Below are 15,834 nucleotides of genomic sequence, written 5' to 3' on the forward strand. Positions count from 1 at the left end.
GGCGGTGAGAGCTCAACTTCTAGGTACGTCACTGATTGTCCGCTGAAGCAACTCCAGATGCTCCGAGCACACCGTCTTGACTAATTCAACCAATAACGCGGCTTGCGCTCCAAGCCAACCAAGAGCCTCCTCGCTGATCTCGAAGTGTTTTGAGTAGCGTGCCTTCACATAGGCTTCGTTCAGGGTGTTGAACCACGCGCGCTCGCGATGTTGATCCCGAGGAAACGCCTGGGCCAGACGCCTATCTTGTTCCTCGGCGAGCGAACGAAGGAATTTGATGTTGTGGGATGGTGGACCATAATTCGTCAGCGTCAGAAGGACGCAGGAATAAGCTTGCTCGATCGACTGATGGAGCTCGAAGGCAGCGACACGAAATTGCATTTCTCTGGCATAAAATCCAGAGCCCTTTAGGAACGTTTGAGACAGTGAAAATCGGTCAGCGTAATGCTCCTTTGCCACCCGCAACCGATCTGCCGGCGAGAGCGGCTTCGGTTCCGCAAGTGGCTCATCGTCGAGTTCGTAGAGAACGATCCCCTCCTTGCGAATATCTGAAAAGAAGTATTGTCCCTCTTTGATGTAGGTGTTCACCTCGCGTCTGGAATGGACGATGAAGCTGACCGGCGTCTCGATCGTCTTCTCGTGGATCAGCCGGTCGGCGGCTTTGTACCAATACTCAGCGAACTCGCAGAGCTTACGGTTGTTGACGATGATCAGGAGATCGAAGTCCGATAGATATCCTTTCATCGTAAAAGGCTCGTCTACCCATCCGCCTTTGGCGTAGGAACCGAACAGGATGATCTTCAGGATCCGACCGCGCCTTTTGAACTCCGCCGTACCGTCCTTCAACGCATCCTCGAACTCCTCGTGCAGGATTTGCAGAACGCGGCCGAGCTCACGCTGTTTGCGAAGCGGCATATGATCGAGCGACAATTTCATGAGTAATCCGATAGGCGAAAGATCCTGTACCGTCCACCGGGATTCTTGAGAACAGCCGATGTAAGACTCTTATGTTTCATCCGATTGCCATCCCGCGCGAGGCTTTTGAAAAGCTTCAAGCTGAGCACGAGGATCATTTAACCCACTTATACTATCTTGAATAAGATAGTTAGATTGTCTATTTATCGTAGTCAAGAAGGCCCAGCGCGACAACGATCTGAAATGATCCGGGCGCGTCTCCCGCTCGGGCTGACAAGCTTGATGAGCGACCAACGCCGCTTGTTTGCTGCAACTGCGTGGAAATCAGAGGACAATCATGGCGATCATGTTCATCAAAGCGCGGGTGATCAGCAGGGGAGCCGGGCGCAACATCGTCGCGGCCGCCGCCTATCGCCATCGCACGAGGATGATGGACCAGCAGGCCGGCAGGTCGTTCAGCTATCGGGGCGGGGCTGGCGAGCTCGTGCATGAGGAGCTGGCCCTCCCGGAGCAGACGCCTGCCTGGCTGAGGGCGGCGATTGCCGGTCATTCGGTCGCCGGCGCCAGCGAGGCGCTTTGGAATGCCGTCGATGCCTTCGAGACGCGGGCGGACGCGCAGCTTGCCCGTGAGTTGATCATCGCGCTGCCGGAGGAGCTGACACGAGCCGAGAACGTCGCGCTGGTGCGCGACTTTGTCCGCGACAATCTTACTGCGAAGGGGATGGTCGCCGACTGGGTCTATCACAACAAGGACGGCAACCCGCACATCCATCTGATGACGACGCTGCGGCCGCTGACCGAGGACGGCTTAGGGCCGAAGAAAGTTGCCGTTCTGGGAGAGGATGGCAAGCCGCTACGTGTCGTCACGCCGGACCGCCCGAACGGCAAGATCGTCTATAAGGTCTGGGGCGGCGACAAGGAGATCCTGAAAGCCTGGAAGATCGCCTGGGCGGAAACCGCCAACCGGCACTTGGCGCTTGCCGGCCACGAGATCCGGCTCGACGGCCGGTCTTATGCCGAACAGGGTTTGGACGGCATCGGGCAGAAGCATCTCGGACCGGAGAAGGCGGCGCTGCCAAGGAAGGGCAGGGAGCTCTACTTCGCGCCGGCCGATCTTGCGCGGCGCCAGGAGATGGCCGACCGGCTGCTTGCCGAGCCTGAGTTTCTGTTGACGCAGCTCGTCAACGAACGCTCCACCTTCGACGAGCGCGACATCGCCAAGGCGCTGCATCGTTATATCGACGATCCCTCCGACTTCGCCAATATCCGGGCGCGGCTGATGGCGTCGAATGAGTTGGTCATGCTGAAGCCGCAGGAGATCGACGCAGAGACCGGCAAGGCGATGGAGCTCGCCGTCTTCACCATTCGAGATATGCTGCGCATCAAATATGACATGGCGCAGTCGGCGAAGGTCTTGTCGGAGCGCCGCGGCTTCGCCGTTTCCGAGCGGCATGTAAACGCTGCGATCGAAAGTGTCGAGGCGCGGGATCCGCAACAGCGCTTCCGGCTCGAGCCGGAACAGGTCGATGCTATCCGTCATGTCACCGGCGATGATGGCATCGCTGCTATCGTCGGCCTGGCCGGAGCCGGCAAATCGACGCTGCTTGCCGCTGCACGTCTTGCCTGGGAGAGCGAGAACCGCCGGGTAATCGGTGCCGCCCTTGCCGGCAAGGCTGCAGAAGGTCTCGAAGACAGTTCCGGCATCAAGTCGCGCACACTCGCCTCCTGGGAACTGAACTGGGCGAATGGCCGCGACACGCTGAACCGCGGCGACGTGGTGGTGATCGATGAGGCCGGCATGGTGTCGTCGCAACAGATGGCCCGGGTGCTGAAGATCATCGAACAGGCTGAGGCGAAGGTCGTGCTGGTCGGCGATGCGATGCAGCTGCAGCCGATCCAGGCGGGCGCGGCATTCCGGGCGATCACCGAACGCATCGGATTTGCCGAACTCGCCGGCGTGCGCCGCCAGCGCCAGGAATGGGCACGCGATGCCTCGCGCCTGTTTGCCCGTGGCGAGGTCGAGAAGGGCCTCGATGCTTATGCTCAACACGGTCGCCTGGTCGAGGCGGAGACGCGCGGCGAGATCGTCGAGCGCATCGTTGCCGATTGGACAGAGGCGCGCAGGGAGGCAATCGGTCGGTCTGTTGCCGAGGGCAGGGCCGGCAATCTTCGCGGCGACGAGCTGCTGGTGCTTGCCCACACCAACGCCGACGTCAAGCGCCTGAACGAGGCGCTGCGATCCGTGATGACGGGTGAGGGAGCACTCGGCGAAAGCCGCAGCTTCCGAACCGAGCGGGGCTCACGCGAGTTTGCCGCCGGCGACCGCATCATCTTCCTGGAAAACGCCCGCTTCATCGAGCCGCGCGCCGGGCGTCTCGGCCCGCAATATGTCAAGAACGGCATGCTCGGCACGGTCGTTTCGACAGGCAATGAGAAAGGCGAGGTTCTGCTGTCGGTGCGTCTCGACAATGGCAGCAAGGTCGTCTTCGGCGAGGACAGCTATTCCAATGTCGATCACGGCTATGCCGCGACCATTCACAAGTCGCAAGGCGCGACTGTCGAGCGAGCTTTCGTGCTGGCGACCGGCATGATGGACCGCCACCTGAGCTATGTGTCGATGACGAGGCATCGCGACCGCGCCGATCTCTATGCGGCGAAGGAGGATTTTGCGGCGAAGCCGGAATGGGGACGCAGCGCACGTGTCGATCATGCCGCGGGTGTCACCGGCGAGCTTATCGAAACCGGAGAAACCAAATTCCGGCCCGATAATGAGGATGCCGACGACAGCCCCTATGCCGACCTCAGGACCGACGACGGGGTCGTGCATCGGCTTTGGGGCGTGAGCCTGCCGAAGGCGCTCGAGGATGCCCGCGTCTTGGAAGGCGACACCGTCACGCTCAGAAAGGACGGTATCGAGAGGGTCAAGGTCCAGATTCCCATTGTTGACGAGAAGACAGGCCAGAAGCGCTACGAGGAGAGGGAAGTCGACCGCAACGTCTGGACGGCAAAGCAGATTGAGACCGCCGACGCGCGCCGGGAGCGTATCGAGCGGGAAAGCCATCGGCCGGATGTGTTCAAGCAGCTGGTCGAGCGATTGTCGCGATCCGGCGCCAAGACGACGACGCTCGATTTTGAGAGCGACGCCGGTTACCGCGCACACGCTGAGGACTTCGCCAGGCGCCGGGGGATCGAGCATCTCTCTTTGGCTGCGGCCGAGATGGAGGAAAGCCTGTCGCGGCGCTGGGCGTGGATTGCCGCAAAGCGGGAGCAGGTGGAAAAGCTATGGGAGCGGGCAAGCGTCGCGCTCGGCTTTGCGATCGAGCGGGAACGGCGCGTCGCCTATAATGAAGAGCGGAGCCAGACGATCGCCGAGGCGGCTTCCACCGATGCGCGCTGTCTGATCCCGCCAACCATCTCCTTCGCCAGGAGCATCGACGAGGATGCGCGGCTGGCGCAGCTGTCATCCCCGGCCTGGAAGGAGCGGGAGGCGATCCTGCGGCCGCTGCTCGAGAAGATCTATCGCGACCCCGATGCCGCATTGGTCACGCTGAATGCGCTTGCTTCGGATACCAGCACCGAACCGCGCAGGCTCGCCGATAATCTTGCCGCAGCACCGGATCGGCTTGGCCGGCTGCGTGGCTCCGAGCTGATCGTCGAAGGACGGGCGGCGCGTGACGAGCGCAATGTCGCCATGGCAGCCTTTGAGGACCTGCTTCCCTTGGTTCGCGGCCATGCGACTGAGTTCCGCAGGAACACCGAACGGTTCGAGCTGCGAGAGCAGGCACGGCGCGCCTCCATGTCCTTGTCGGTTCCGGCGCTCTCCGAGCAAGCTATGGCGCGCCTGATGGAGATCGAGGCGGTGCGCACCCAGGGCGGGGACGACGCCTACAAGACGGCCTTCGCACTTGCCGCCGGGGGCCGAGCGGTCGTGCAGGAGATCAAAGCGGTCAGCGATGCCATAACCGCCCGCTTCGGCTGGAGCGCCTTCACCTCGAAAGCAGATGCGATCGCTGAGCGCAACATGGTCGAGCGCATGCCGGGGGACCTCACGGATGAACGACGCGGAGAACTAACGCAACTGTTCGAAGCCGTGCGGCGCTTTGCCGGTGAGCAGCATCTTGCCGAGCGTCGGGATCGCTCGAAGGTCGTCGCCGGCACGAGTGCTGTTGCGGGGATAGAGGCCGCAGCGGGCAAGGACAATGTGGCGTTGCTGCCCATGCTTGCCGCCGTCACTGAGTTCAGGACGCCGGTGGACGAGGAGGCTCGATCGCGCGTTCTCTCCGCCCCCCTCTACCGTCAGGAGCGGGCTGCACTGGCGAACACGGCTAAGACGATCTGGCGCGACCCGGCTGGAGCCGTCGATAAGATCGAAGATCTGCTCGCAAAAGGTTTTGCTGCCGATCGTATCGCTGCTGCGGTGACCAATGATCCGGCCGCCTATGGGGCGTTGCGGGGCTCCGGTCGACTGCTGGACCGGATGCTGGCGTCCGGCCGGGAGCGGAAAGAGGCGGTGCAGGCTGTGCCCGAGGCGTCCGCGCGCCTGCGCTCGCTCGGATCCGCCTATGTCAACATCCTCGATGCCGAACGCCAGGTTATCACAGAAGAGCGCCGGCGCATGGCGGTTGCCATTCCTGGCCTGTCGAAGGCGGCAGAAGAGGTGCTCATGCGGCTGACCGTGGAGGCAAGGAAGAATGATCGTAAGCGGAATGTCTCGACCGTTCCTCTGGATGCAAACATCCGCCGGCAGTTCGCCGACATTAGCGAAGCGCTCCACGAGCGCTTCGGGCGCAATGCCATCATCCGCGGCGACAAGGATCTCGTCAATCATGTGCCGCCGGCGCAGCGCGGTACCTTTGCGGCGATGCGGGAGAGTTTGAAGGTCCTTCAGCAGACTGTCCATCTGCAGCTCAGCGAGCAGATCGTTGCGGAACGGCGTCAGCGCACTCCACACCGCGGGATTGATCTTTGAGCCCCTGACTGGACGGCCATCGTGGTCCGGGCAAGCAGGCGTTCTCCCAGAAATGCTGGGCTGGCTCAGATGCTTCCGGCGTCGCCTATAAGTACGGCGAGATGTGGTTGACCTACGGCCTTGACCAGCATGTGCAACTCCGCCCCCCGCCCACATCGCGCCGGGCATTCGTTCAGTACGGAAAAGTTGCGGCTGGTTTTGCGAGCGAATGGTGGGTCAAAAGGCCAGCCTGACCGGCGAATATCGGCGCGGCGTATTTTCAATGCAGGCCACGGTCCGGGATCGATCCCTGCGCGGAGGGTTGAACGAGCCACGACGGCGCACGGCGATCAGGCTAGATTCCTGAAGAGGAGATATCGCCAAGAGACGGGGAATTTGAACCATAAATGCGCACGTCCTTGCCGTGGCAGGGCCGACTTCCTCAACACATAAGTGACGGGCATCCGCCCGCCGCATGGATTTAATACTCGAATGTTTTGTCGTCCGACTTATATGCCCTTCGAAATTCTTCTTCCCAGGGATCGAAAAATTTCTCACCGTTGGGCAGCGGCGGCTTAGCTGGCCCGTCGTCTTTTTTGTGCTGTTCGTTGGAATCGTTCATGTGTGAGCTTGTAGCCGGAAGAGGCGAATGTGTCGACCTTGTGCAAGGACACGTTTTGCGGACATCGTTAGATTGCGTGATCGGATTCGGCTGTACCTTCTGCGAAATTACCTGTTCGGGCTATAACTCAAACACCAAGCAGCCATTGCCTCAAATCTTCGCGCCACTTGTTCCCCTAGTTCCGAATCTGGCCCATTCTCAGAATCTTCGCGAACCTGATGAGCAGTTTTAGTGAGAACGCCGGCGGCATCCTCACGCGAAATAAGTCCTTTATCCATCAACAAATACAGGGTGTTTATCGCAGCCAACGAATTCGCGCCGAACATGGCGCCATGCCCAGTATCCCACAGATTGCTGGCCAACTGTGCCTCCAAGTTTTGTTATCGAAGCATAAGAGCAGACAGGGGTTCGAAGGTCTAGACGCGGCGAGACCGATCTGATTTTGGATCCTTCTACGCAATGGTGACAATTAATTTGAGCCAAAGCATGATGCTTGGTAGCTTGATGAAGCCGAGGAAACTGGCTGCGAGTTTGTCATAGCGCGTGGCGAGGCGTCGCCATTGTTTGAGCGTGGCGAAGGCCCTAGCGCTGCTTGTAAGCAACGCTGATTCTTGCGATCCCGTCGCGACGGAATGGCCGGTTCACCGCCTCAAGGATGATGTCATGCAGGCTATCGGCATCATAGGTGCGGTCGGCGAGCGCCTGTTTGGCCGGCAGCCACCGAACCGGGTCGTAAGCCGGAGGTATGTCGTTCTGCTGTCCTTGCCCGAAATGAAAAACGAACCGGCAGCTCGAGGGCATCCGCAACAAGATTGATTTTAAGGCTTGACTTCAAAAAGTCAGCTTTGAAACCGAATCTGCTCCTTAAAATCCCAAATCATTAGTTTCTCACCATGACTTAGCCTCAGGTCACTCAGGAACCCGGGGCGGTTCAAAATCGTACTCAACCGTACCATCTTCACTTGGCAGGAATGAAAACCCGACACCAGCCCTTTCCATGGAACCCATGCGTGCCCGCACCGTTCTCCAGACTAACGGGAGAATATGCATGTCGAAAACACTTCTCTACGGCGCGACGAAAATCGATGAGACCAACAGCGCCTACGCGCCGGTCGAGAGCTTGGCTGCCTTCCAGTGGATGAACCGTGTCTTCGTTCTTTTCGCCGACAAGGACAATGCCCGCGCGGCGCGCCAGGAAAACCAGCTGCTTTCGGATCGCGCGGCACTTGAAGAGCGCGATATGGTGATATTGAAGGTCTCGGCCGGCAGGGTGCGGGCGCTGTTCGGCGCTGCCGATGGCCTCGATGGCGAAGCGATCCGCCACGATCTCGAGGGGCCGGAGGCCGGAGAATTCGCCGCGTTCCTGCTCGGCAAGGATGGAACGGTCAAACTCAAGGTCAGCGAGCCGATCACCAATGGCGAGCTCTTCGCCATTATCGACAGCATGCCAATGCGCGCTGCCGAGACGCTGAAGTCGGATAAATAGAACCGACGAACATCGCAAACATAAAAGGGAGGCGGTCATGTCCGTGCCCAACGAACCCATTCCCGATCAGCCGCCGATGCCGGCACCCGGCTGGAAGCCGGTGCCGCCGATCACCGAACCGGAGCCGGACCGACTGCCTGGTGAAGCGCCGGTTCCCAATCCGGATGAGAATGACGAGCCGGCCAAACATGCTTCCGGGAGGTAACTAGTCTAGAGGAAGATCTGCCGTTCGGCGCTGACGAGTTCCTGCAGGAAGTCGACGACACTGCGGACGCGCACGAGGTCGCGCGCCGTTTCGTGATAGGTCGTCCAATAGGCGCGGCGGATCGAAATCTCAGGCAGGATGCGCTGAAGTTCCGGATATTGCCGGGCGATATAATCGTGCAGGATGCCGATGCCAACGCCTGATCGCACCGCCTCCGTCTGGCCGATCGCCGTCGAGATTTCGAAGCTGGCGTCCCAGCTGCGCATCACCTCGCCGGAGAAATTCAGCGAGGCGGTGAAAATCAGATCTTCGACATAGCCGATGCGCGGATGCGCCTTCAGCGCCTCGACATCGCCAGGCCTGCCGTGGCGGGCGAGATAATCGCGCGAGGCATAGAGGCCGAGCGTGTAATCCGTCAGCTTGGACGAAACGAGGCGGCCCTGTTCGGGACGTTCCAGCGTGATGGCGATATCCGCCTCGCGCTGGGAAAGCGAGAAGGAGCGTGGCACCGGCACCAGCTGGATCTTCAGTTCCGGATGGCGCTCGATCAGCCTGCCCATGCGCGGCGCGAGAAACGAGACGCCGAACCCGTCGGGCGCGCCGACGCGCACCGTGCCGGCGATTGCCGTGTCGGTGTGGCCGAGATTGGCCTGCACCGCCAGCATCTCGGTTTCCATACGCTCGGCGGCGTGAAGGAAGATCCCGCCTTCGGCTGTCAACTCGCAGCCGTTCGTGCGGCGGATGAAAAGCCGCGTCTTCAGCGCCTCTTCGAGCGACGTCAGCCGCCGTGAAAGCGTTGCGTGATTGAGTCCCAATCGCTTCGAAGCGGCAAGGATTTGCCCGGTGCGCGCGACGGCAAGGAAGATGCGGACATCGTCCCAGTTCATGGCTTGGCACGCATCGCGATCGGATCGACGTCGATCAGCGTCAGCGAAGTCACCATGCCGGCCGTCTCACGCTTATATTTGAGGAAATGCGATGTCTGCAGATGGGCCTCGTAGGCTTCCTGGTCGGCGTAGACCTCGAGGATGCGGATCTGGTTTGGATTGTCGCGAATGCTAACGGCGCTGAGCGAGAGAACGCCGTCTTCCAGCGCAAGCGATGCTTCGATTTCTTGCGCGAGCAAGGCGCGATAGGTTTCGAGCGTCTCCGGATCGATCTCCAGCTCCGCCATTCTGACGACAGGTTTCCCGCTCATCGCTTGACCTTCCAGGGGTTTGACTTGTCCTCACGCCGTACCAAATTTCACGCAGTAATATGTGGTGATCGGGACTACAATATACGCACAACGGTTCCTTATATCAGCGCATTGATTTGTGCAAATTGAAGTGTGATTGTGGACCATCCCAAAAACAGGAGGAGCATCCATGCGTGAGATCGGTCATTTCATCGGCGGCAAGGAAGTCGCCGGCACCAGCGGCCGCGTGAGCAATGTTTACAATCCGGCAACCGGCGAAGTGCAGGCGACCGTCGCGCTCGCAAGCGTCGAGGAATTGCGCGCCGCCGTCGAAAACGCCAAGGCCGCTCAGCCGAAATGGGCTGCCACCAACCCGCAGCGCCGCGCCCGCGTCTTCTTCAAGTTCGTCGAACTCCTGAACAAGCACATGGACGAGCTGGCCGAAATGCTCTCCAAGGAGCACGGCAAGACGATCGAAGATGCCAAGGGCGATGTCATCCGCGGTCTCGAAGTCTGCGAATTCGTCTGCGGCATTCCGCATCTCGCCAAGGGCGAGTTCACCGAGGGTGCCGGTCCTTCGATCGACATGTATTCGATCCGCCAGCCGGTCGGCATCGGCGCCGGCATCACCCCCTTCAACTTCCCCGGCATGATCCCGATGTGGATGTTCGCGCCGGCGATCGCCTGCGGCAACGCTTTCATCCTGAAGCCGTCCGAGCGTGATCCCTCCCTGCCGATCCGTCTCGCCGAACTGATGATCGAGGCCGGACTGCCGGCCGGCATCCTCAACGTCGTCAACGGCGACAAGGGTGCCGTCGATGCGATCCTCACCGATCCGGATATCGGCGCCGTTTCCTTCGTCGGCTCGACGCCGATCGCCCGCTACGTCTACGGCACGGCAGCGATGAACGGTAAGCGCGCCCAGTGCTTCGGCGGCGCCAAGAATCACATGATTATCATGCCGGACGCCGACATGGATCAGGCCGTCAACGCGCTGATGGGTGCCGGCTATGGCTCGGCCGGCGAACGCTGCATGGCGATCTCGGTTGCCGTCCCCGTCGGCGAAGAAACCGCCAACCGCCTCGTCGAAAAGCTGACACCGAAGATCGAATCGCTGCGCATCGGCCCCTATACCGACGAAAAGGCCGACATGGGCCCGCTCGTCACCAAGGACGCCTATACCCGCGTTCGCGGCCTGATCGACCGCGGCGTCGAGGAAGGCGCCAAGCTCGTCGTCGACGGCCGCGATTTCAAGCTCCAGGGCTATGAAGACGGCTATTTCGTCGGCGGCTGCCTGTTCGATCACGTCACATCCGAGATGGACATCTACAAGACCGAAATCTTCGGGCCTGTTCTCTCCGTCGTTCGCGCCCAGAATTACGAAGAGGCACTGTCGCTGCCGATGAAGCACGAATACGGCAACGGCGTCGCCATCTACACGCGTGACGGCGATGCCGCCCGCGATTTCGCCTCGCGCATCAATATCGGCATGATCGGCATCAACGTTCCGATCCCGGTTCCGCTCGCCTACCACTCCTTCGGCGGCTGGAAGGCCTCGAGCTTCGGCGACCTCAACCAGCACGGCACCGACTCGATCAAGTTCTGGACCAAGACCAAGACCGTCACCGCCCGCTGGCCGTCCGGCATCAAGAGCGGCGCCGAATTCGTCATGCCGACGATGAAGTGATCTGCACGACAGAGCGATCTGCAATTCGGGGGCCTTTCGGCCCCCGTTTTCGATTTAAGGTTGTTGATTTCTCCGGCCTTTGCTTTTCTGTTGCTGCGCCCGACACGTGATTCCGATTATGGTCTGTTGGGCAATGTGCTGGGGAAACAAAGATCATGGATAACAGAGTGTCCGCGGGCGCCGCGGCAAATGCGTTTGAGCGTGCCCGGTTCACGGGAACGGCATCGGAATATTTTGGCATCTGGATCGTCAATGTCCTTTTGACGATCGTAACGCTCGGCATCTATTCAGCCTGGGCGAAAGTGCGGCGCAATCGCTATTTCTACGGCAACACCGTCGTGCTCGGCCGCGCTTTCGAATATCACGCGAGCGGCATGCAGATATTCATCGGTCGCGTGATCGTGTTCGCCTTCATCGTGGTGGCCAACATTCTGGCAGCGATCCATCCGCTGTTCTCGGTCGTGACCACGATCCTTGTGCTCATCGCGCTCCCCTGGCTGATCGTCAGAGGCCTTCGCTTCAATGCCCGCGTGACCAGCTACCGCAACGTGCGATTTGATTTTACCGGCACCGCCGGCGGCGCCTTCGTCTGCGTGATGCTCGGAAGCCTCGTCGCTTTCCTGTCGCTCGGACTGCTTGCCCCCTTCGCCAGCCGGTGGCTCAACCGCTATGTTTTCAACAATCTCCGCTACGGCAATCGGCCTTTCGAGACCGATCCCAAGATCGGCGCGCTCTACCGCGCGCTTCTCATCCCGGCCCTGATGGTCGTGCTGGGCCTGGTCATTCTCGCCGGGTTGGTTGCGATCGCGGTCGTCGGGATGCAGGCGAATGACCCCGGCGCATTCGAACATGACGCCGCTATGTTAATGATAGTGTCGGGAATGTATATTGTCACCTTCGGCCTCCTGATCATCTACGCACTTGCTGGCCTGATCTATCGGGCGGCCGTCCACAACGTCGTCTGGTCCTCGACGCGGATCGACGGCCGGCATCTCTTGCGCAGCGATCTTTCCAGGGCACGTTATGCCTGGATCGCCATATCGAACGTCGTGGTGACGGTGCTCACCCTCGGCCTGATGCGTCCCTGGGCGGCTGTTCGTCTGGCGCGTTATGTCGCCGAGCACACGGCAATTCGCATCGACGGCGAAATCGGCGAGGTCTTTACGCAGTTTCAAGCCAGCGGCGCCGCCGTCGGTGCCGAATATATGAGCATGGAAGGGATCGATTTTGGTTTCTGACGCAGAAATCATCGCGAGAGGGGAATGGTATCCGCCGCATTCGAGCGGCTCCGTTCCCGCCCGCCTGCTGTCGCGCGGGGGGCGCATGCTCGCCGTAACCGAAGAGGATGTCGCTCTTTCGGATAGCGCGGCCGGAGAGGTCTACTTCACATCGCGCGTCGGGTCGATCCCCCGACGTGCCATCTTTGCCGACGGCTCGATCTTCGAGAGTGGCGAGAATGATGCCATCGACGCCTTTCTTGGCGGCGGCGGAAGAAGCGGCTGGGTGCATCGGCTGGAGGAATTTCATCCCCGCATCTTCGTCTTCGCGGTCGCCGTCGTTCTGCTCGCCGTCGCAATTTATCGTTACGCGCTGCCGGCCCTCGTCGAAGTCGCCATCTTCGTGACACCGCCTGTGGTCTCCGAAGCGATGTCCCGTGGCGCTCTCAATACGCTGGATGCGACGGCGCTGTCCCCTAGCCACCTGACGGCCGCCCGGCAGGCCGAAATCGCTGGCCGCTTTAACCAAGTGGCTGCCAGTGCCGAAGGTGGTGCTAACCGCTATGTGCTGAATTTCCGTGATGGCGGTCTGATCGGTCCCAATGCTTTCGCGCTTCCCAATGGCAATATCGTCATTACCGACCAGTTGATCGAACTGGCGGATGGCGATGACGAGATGATAACCGGCGTTCTCGCTCACGAGCTCGGTCATGTCGAATACAAGCACAGCCTCCGGCAGCTCTATCGCGCCGCAGGTGTGGCCGGCCTCGTCATGCTGATTGCCGGCGATGTCGGCTCCGGTGTCGAGGATATCCTGACACAGGGCGGCGGCCTGCTTGCATTGTCATATTCACGCAGTGCCGAGGCCGAAGCCGACCGGCGCTCGGTGGAACTGATGCGCAAGGCCGGCATGGATCCCATAGCGATCGCTCGTTTTTTCGATCTCCTGGAAACGAAACTAGGCGATCATTCCGGAACCAGCATGCTCTCGACCCATCCAGGCACGCCCGAACGCAAGCAGGCCATCCTCGACTATAATGAGACCCTGCAGCGGAATTGACGTCGCGGCATTTGGCCTCATAAGCTGAATGCGAATTTCATATTTTGGAATTGTTCAAAACTACCAAACCGCCTATATAGGTCTGAATAGCACGAGTCAGGAGAATGGCATGCGGTTGACGAAGCAGACCAACTATGCGGTGCGCATGTTGATGTATTGTGCTGCCAACGACGGGCAGCTGAGCCGGATTCCGGAAATCGCCAAGGCTTACGGCGTTTCCGAGCTGTTTCTTTTCAAGATTCTCCAGCCGCTGAACAAGGCGGGCCTTGTCGAAACCGTGCGCGGTCGCAATGGCGGAGTGCGTCTGGGCAAGCCGGCGGCCGACATCACCCTCTTCGACGTCGTGAGGGTGACGGAAGACAGTTTCGCCATGGCTGAGTGCTTCGAGGATGACGGCGTTGTCGAATGCCCGCTGGTCGACAGCTGCGGCCTGAATTCGGCGCTGCGCAAGGCGCTCAACGCCTTCTTCGCCGTGCTTTCGGGCTATTCGATCGACGACCTCGTCAAGGCGCGTCCGCAAATCAATTTTCTTCTCGGGATCACCGGCGAGCAGCCCTATCGCAAACCCGAAATCATTGCGCCCGCCGCCTGAATTTGAAGAGCAGGACAGAATTGTTAAAACCGCGGTTGCTCCGGCAATTGCGGTTTTTGCTTTTCTGAAATTGACGTGGGGATTGCCGTCGGTGCCGCGTTTAAGAGGGCAATTATCCAAAATGCGACGAAATTGCGGTGATTTTTATCCGAATATTTCCGATTGATGCCGGTTTTCGACGGAAAATTTCTAAAATTGTCCAGATGGAAAAATTTTCTCCGTAGCCCGTTGCTTTCAGTAGATAAATATCGTTCCATCAACCTTCGATCGGGATGCCATTCTACGATCTCCAGACATCAAATAAGAACAACCGGGAAACAATATTATGAAAAAGATCTCTGTCCTGTTGGCAGCGACGGCCCTGATGTCAGTCATGGCGACGTCAGCCTGGTCCAAGACCCTTGTTTATTGCTCCGAGGGTTCGCCGGAAGGCTTCGACCCGAGCCTCTATACGGCAGGCACGACCTTCGACGCGTCTTCGCGCACGGTCTACAGCCGCCTGGTCGAATTCAAGCACGGCGGCACCGAGATCGAACCCGGCCTGGCCGACAGCTGGAGCGTTTCGGCTGACGGCAAGGAATACACCTTCAAGCTTCATCCCGGTGTCAAGTTCCAGACCACCGACTTCTTCACCCCGACGCGCGATTTCAATGCCGACGACGTCGTATTTTCCTTCGAGCGTCAGCTGAAGTCCGACAACCCCTGGAACAAGTATGTCGAGGGCGGCTCCTACGAATACGCGGCCGGCATGGGCTTTCCCGAACTGATCAAGTCGGTCGAAAAGGTGGATGACCTCACGGTCAAGTTCACGCTCAACCATCCTGAAGCGCCGTTCCTGGCCGACCTCGCCATGGACTTCGCCTCGATCGTCTCCAAGGAATATGCCGACAAGCTTGCCGCCGACGGCAAGATGGCGCAGCTGAACCAGCAGCCGCTCGGCACCGGCCCCTTCACCTTCGTTGCCTACCAGCCGGATGCCGTCATCCGCTACAAGGCGAACGAAACCTATTTCAAGGGCAAGGAAAAGATCGACGATCTGGTTTTCGCCATCACCTCTGATGCGGCCGTCCGCGCTCAGAAGCTGAAGGCCGGCGAATGCCACCTCATTCCTTATCCGAATGCCGCCGACGTTCCCGAACTGAAGAAGGATGAAAATCTGGTCGTTCAGGAGCAGGCCGGTCTCAATGTCAGCTACCTCGCCTACAACACCCAGATGCCGCCGTTCGACAAGCCGGAAGTTCGCCGCGCGTTGAACATGGCGATCAACAAGCAGGCGATCGTCGACGCCGTTTTCCAGGGTGCGGCCACCGTTGCCAAGAACCCGATCCCGCCGACGATGTGGTCTTATAATGACGCCGTTGAGGACGACAAGTATGATCCGGACGCCGCCAAGAAGGCGCTCGCCGATGCCGGCGTCAAGGATCTCAGCATGAAGGTCTGGGCGATGCCGGTGTCGCGTCCCTACATGCTGAACGCGCGCCGTGCCGCCGAATTGATCCAGGCCGACTTCGCCAAGATCGGCGTCAAGGTCGAGATCGTCACCCATGAATGGGCCGAATATCTGAAGCTGTCTTCCGACGTGAAGCGCGACGGCGCCGTCATCCTCGGCTGGACCGGCGATAACGGCGACCCTGACAACTTCATGGATACGCTGCTCGGTTGTGATGCCGTCGGCGGCAACAATCGCGCCCAGTGGTGCAACAAGGAATATGACGACCTGATGACCAAGGCCAAGCTGACCGCCGATGTCGGCGAGCGTACCAAGGCCTATGAGCAGGCCCAGCTGATCTTCAAGAAGGAAGCCCCCTGGGCGACCCTCGATCACTCGCTCGTCTTCGTTCCGATGAGCAAGAAGGTCTCCGGCTTCCATATGGACCCGCTCGGCATTCACCGCTTCGACGGCGTCGACGTATCCGAATAACAAG

At 60.0% G+C, this 15,834-nt stretch carries 12 protein-coding genes and 1 pseudogene; 8 read left to right on the forward strand and 5 right to left on the reverse strand.

The genetic code is table 11. The features are described from left to right. Nucleotides 1-12: 12 nt before the first annotated feature. The gene (locus N2597_RS01805) at nucleotides 13-936 is read right to left on the reverse strand and encodes a nucleotidyltransferase and HEPN domain-containing protein (RefSeq protein ID WP_183597465.1); all 924 of its coding nucleotides are present in this window, start codon (nucleotides 934-936) and stop codon (nucleotides 13-15) included. 316 nt (nucleotides 937-1,252) lie between these two features. On the opposite strand from N2597_RS01805, the gene traA reads away from it, so the two are divergent. Beyond that, a complete protein-coding gene (gene traA / locus N2597_RS01810) occupies nucleotides 1,253-5,884 on the forward strand; it encodes a Ti-type conjugative transfer relaxase TraA (protein WP_183597463.1) in 4,632 nt (1,543 codons plus the stop codon). Between the two features lie 708 nt (nucleotides 5,885-6,592). Here the strand turns inward: traA and N2597_RS01815 are convergent. Both N2597_RS01815 and N2597_RS33680 read right to left on the reverse strand, forming a co-directional pair. Next, nucleotides 6,593-6,847: a hypothetical protein gene (locus N2597_RS01815; protein ID WP_183597461.1), complete on the reverse strand. Its 255-nt coding sequence runs from the start codon at nucleotides 6,845-6,847 to the stop codon at nucleotides 6,593-6,595. A 90-nt stretch (nucleotides 6,848-6,937) separates the two neighbouring features. Further along, nucleotides 6,938-7,350: pseudogene (locus N2597_RS33680) on the reverse strand (transposase family protein); the annotation flags it as partial. A gap of 183 nt (nucleotides 7,351-7,533) precedes the next feature. Between N2597_RS33680 and N2597_RS01825 the strand changes: the two are divergent. Both N2597_RS01825 and N2597_RS01830 read left to right on the forward strand, forming a co-directional pair. Beyond that, complete coding sequence (locus tag N2597_RS01825) at nucleotides 7,534-7,971, forward strand: DUF4174 domain-containing protein (RefSeq protein ID WP_183597459.1); 438 nt, start codon at nucleotides 7,534-7,536, stop codon at nucleotides 7,969-7,971. 37 nt (nucleotides 7,972-8,008) lie between these two features. Further along, on the forward strand, nucleotides 8,009-8,176 hold the full coding sequence (locus tag N2597_RS01830) for a hypothetical protein (RefSeq protein WP_183597457.1): 168 nt from the start codon (nucleotides 8,009-8,011) through the stop codon (nucleotides 8,174-8,176). Nucleotides 8,177-8,181: 5 nt separating this feature from the next. Here the strand turns inward: N2597_RS01830 and N2597_RS01835 are convergent, their stop codons facing one another. Both N2597_RS01835 and N2597_RS01840 read right to left on the reverse strand, forming a co-directional pair. Further along, a complete protein-coding gene (locus tag N2597_RS01835; protein WP_183597455.1) occupies nucleotides 8,182-9,063 on the reverse strand; it encodes a LysR family transcriptional regulator in 882 nt (293 codons plus the stop codon). After that, the gene (locus N2597_RS01840) at nucleotides 9,060-9,374 is read right to left on the reverse strand and encodes a putative quinol monooxygenase (protein WP_183597453.1); all 315 of its coding nucleotides are present in this window, start codon (nucleotides 9,372-9,374) and stop codon (nucleotides 9,060-9,062) included. The genes N2597_RS01835 and N2597_RS01840 overlap by 4 nt, the downstream gene beginning before the upstream one ends. Before the next feature lie 169 nt (nucleotides 9,375-9,543). On the opposite strand from N2597_RS01840, the gene N2597_RS01845 reads away from it, so the two are divergent. The 5 genes from N2597_RS01845 (at nucleotide 9,544) to N2597_RS01865 (ending at nucleotide 15,830) form a co-directional block, all read left to right on the forward strand. Then, the gene (locus N2597_RS01845; RefSeq protein ID WP_183597451.1) at nucleotides 9,544-11,040 is read left to right on the forward strand and encodes a CoA-acylating methylmalonate-semialdehyde dehydrogenase; all 1,497 of its coding nucleotides are present in this window, start codon (nucleotides 9,544-9,546) and stop codon (nucleotides 11,038-11,040) included. A 155-nt stretch (nucleotides 11,041-11,195) separates the two neighbouring features. Then, nucleotides 11,196-12,278 carry a YjgN family protein gene (locus N2597_RS01850; protein WP_183597449.1) on the forward strand — a complete coding sequence of 361 codons (1,083 nt, stop codon included), beginning with the start codon at nucleotides 11,196-11,198 and terminating at the stop codon, nucleotides 12,276-12,278. Next, on the forward strand, nucleotides 12,268-13,317 hold the full coding sequence (locus N2597_RS01855) for a M48 family metallopeptidase (RefSeq protein WP_009994419.1): 1,050 nt from the start codon (nucleotides 12,268-12,270) through the stop codon (nucleotides 13,315-13,317). The genes N2597_RS01850 and N2597_RS01855 overlap by 11 nt, the downstream gene beginning before the upstream one ends. Before the next feature lie 109 nt (nucleotides 13,318-13,426). Further along, entirely contained in the window at nucleotides 13,427-13,909 is a 483-nt protein-coding gene (gene rirA, locus N2597_RS01860; protein ID WP_183597447.1) for an iron-responsive transcriptional regulator RirA, read from the forward strand. A 325-nt stretch (nucleotides 13,910-14,234) separates the two neighbouring features. After that, a complete protein-coding gene (locus N2597_RS01865; protein ID WP_077991445.1) occupies nucleotides 14,235-15,830 on the forward strand; it encodes an ABC transporter substrate-binding protein in 1,596 nt (531 codons plus the stop codon). Nucleotides 15,831-15,834: the final 4 nt, after the last annotated feature.

It is taken from the genome of Rhizobium sophoriradicis (assembly GCF_025200795.1).
In the GTDB taxonomy this organism is placed as follows: Bacteria; Pseudomonadota; Alphaproteobacteria; order Rhizobiales; family Rhizobiaceae; genus Rhizobium; species Rhizobium sophoriradicis.

Coding starts and splice junctions, on each gene's coding strand:
- N2597_RS01825 (WP_183597459.1), top strand. CDS start 7,534: ATGTCGAAAACACTTCTCTACGGCGCGACGAAAATCGATGAGACCAAC.
- N2597_RS01830 (WP_183597457.1), top strand. CDS start 8,009: ATGTCCGTGCCCAACGAACCCATTCCCGATCAGCCGCCGATGCCGGCA.
- traA (WP_183597463.1), top strand. CDS start 1,253: ATGGCGATCATGTTCATCAAAGCGCGGGTGATCAGCAGGGGAGCCGGG.
- N2597_RS01840 (WP_183597453.1), bottom strand. CDS start 9,374: ATGAGCGGGAAACCTGTCGTCAGAATGGCGGAGCTGGAGATCGATCCG.
- N2597_RS01805 (WP_183597465.1), bottom strand. CDS start 936: ATGAAATTGTCGCTCGATCATATGCCGCTTCGCAAACAGCGTGAGCTC.
- rirA (WP_183597447.1), top strand. CDS start 13,427: ATGCGGTTGACGAAGCAGACCAACTATGCGGTGCGCATGTTGATGTAT.
- N2597_RS01845 (WP_183597451.1), top strand. CDS start 9,544: ATGCGTGAGATCGGTCATTTCATCGGCGGCAAGGAAGTCGCCGGCACC.
- N2597_RS01865 (WP_077991445.1), top strand. CDS start 14,235: ATGAAAAAGATCTCTGTCCTGTTGGCAGCGACGGCCCTGATGTCAGTC.
- N2597_RS01850 (WP_183597449.1), top strand. CDS start 11,196: ATGGATAACAGAGTGTCCGCGGGCGCCGCGGCAAATGCGTTTGAGCGT.
- N2597_RS01835 (WP_183597455.1), bottom strand. CDS start 9,063: ATGAACTGGGACGATGTCCGCATCTTCCTTGCCGTCGCGCGCACCGGG.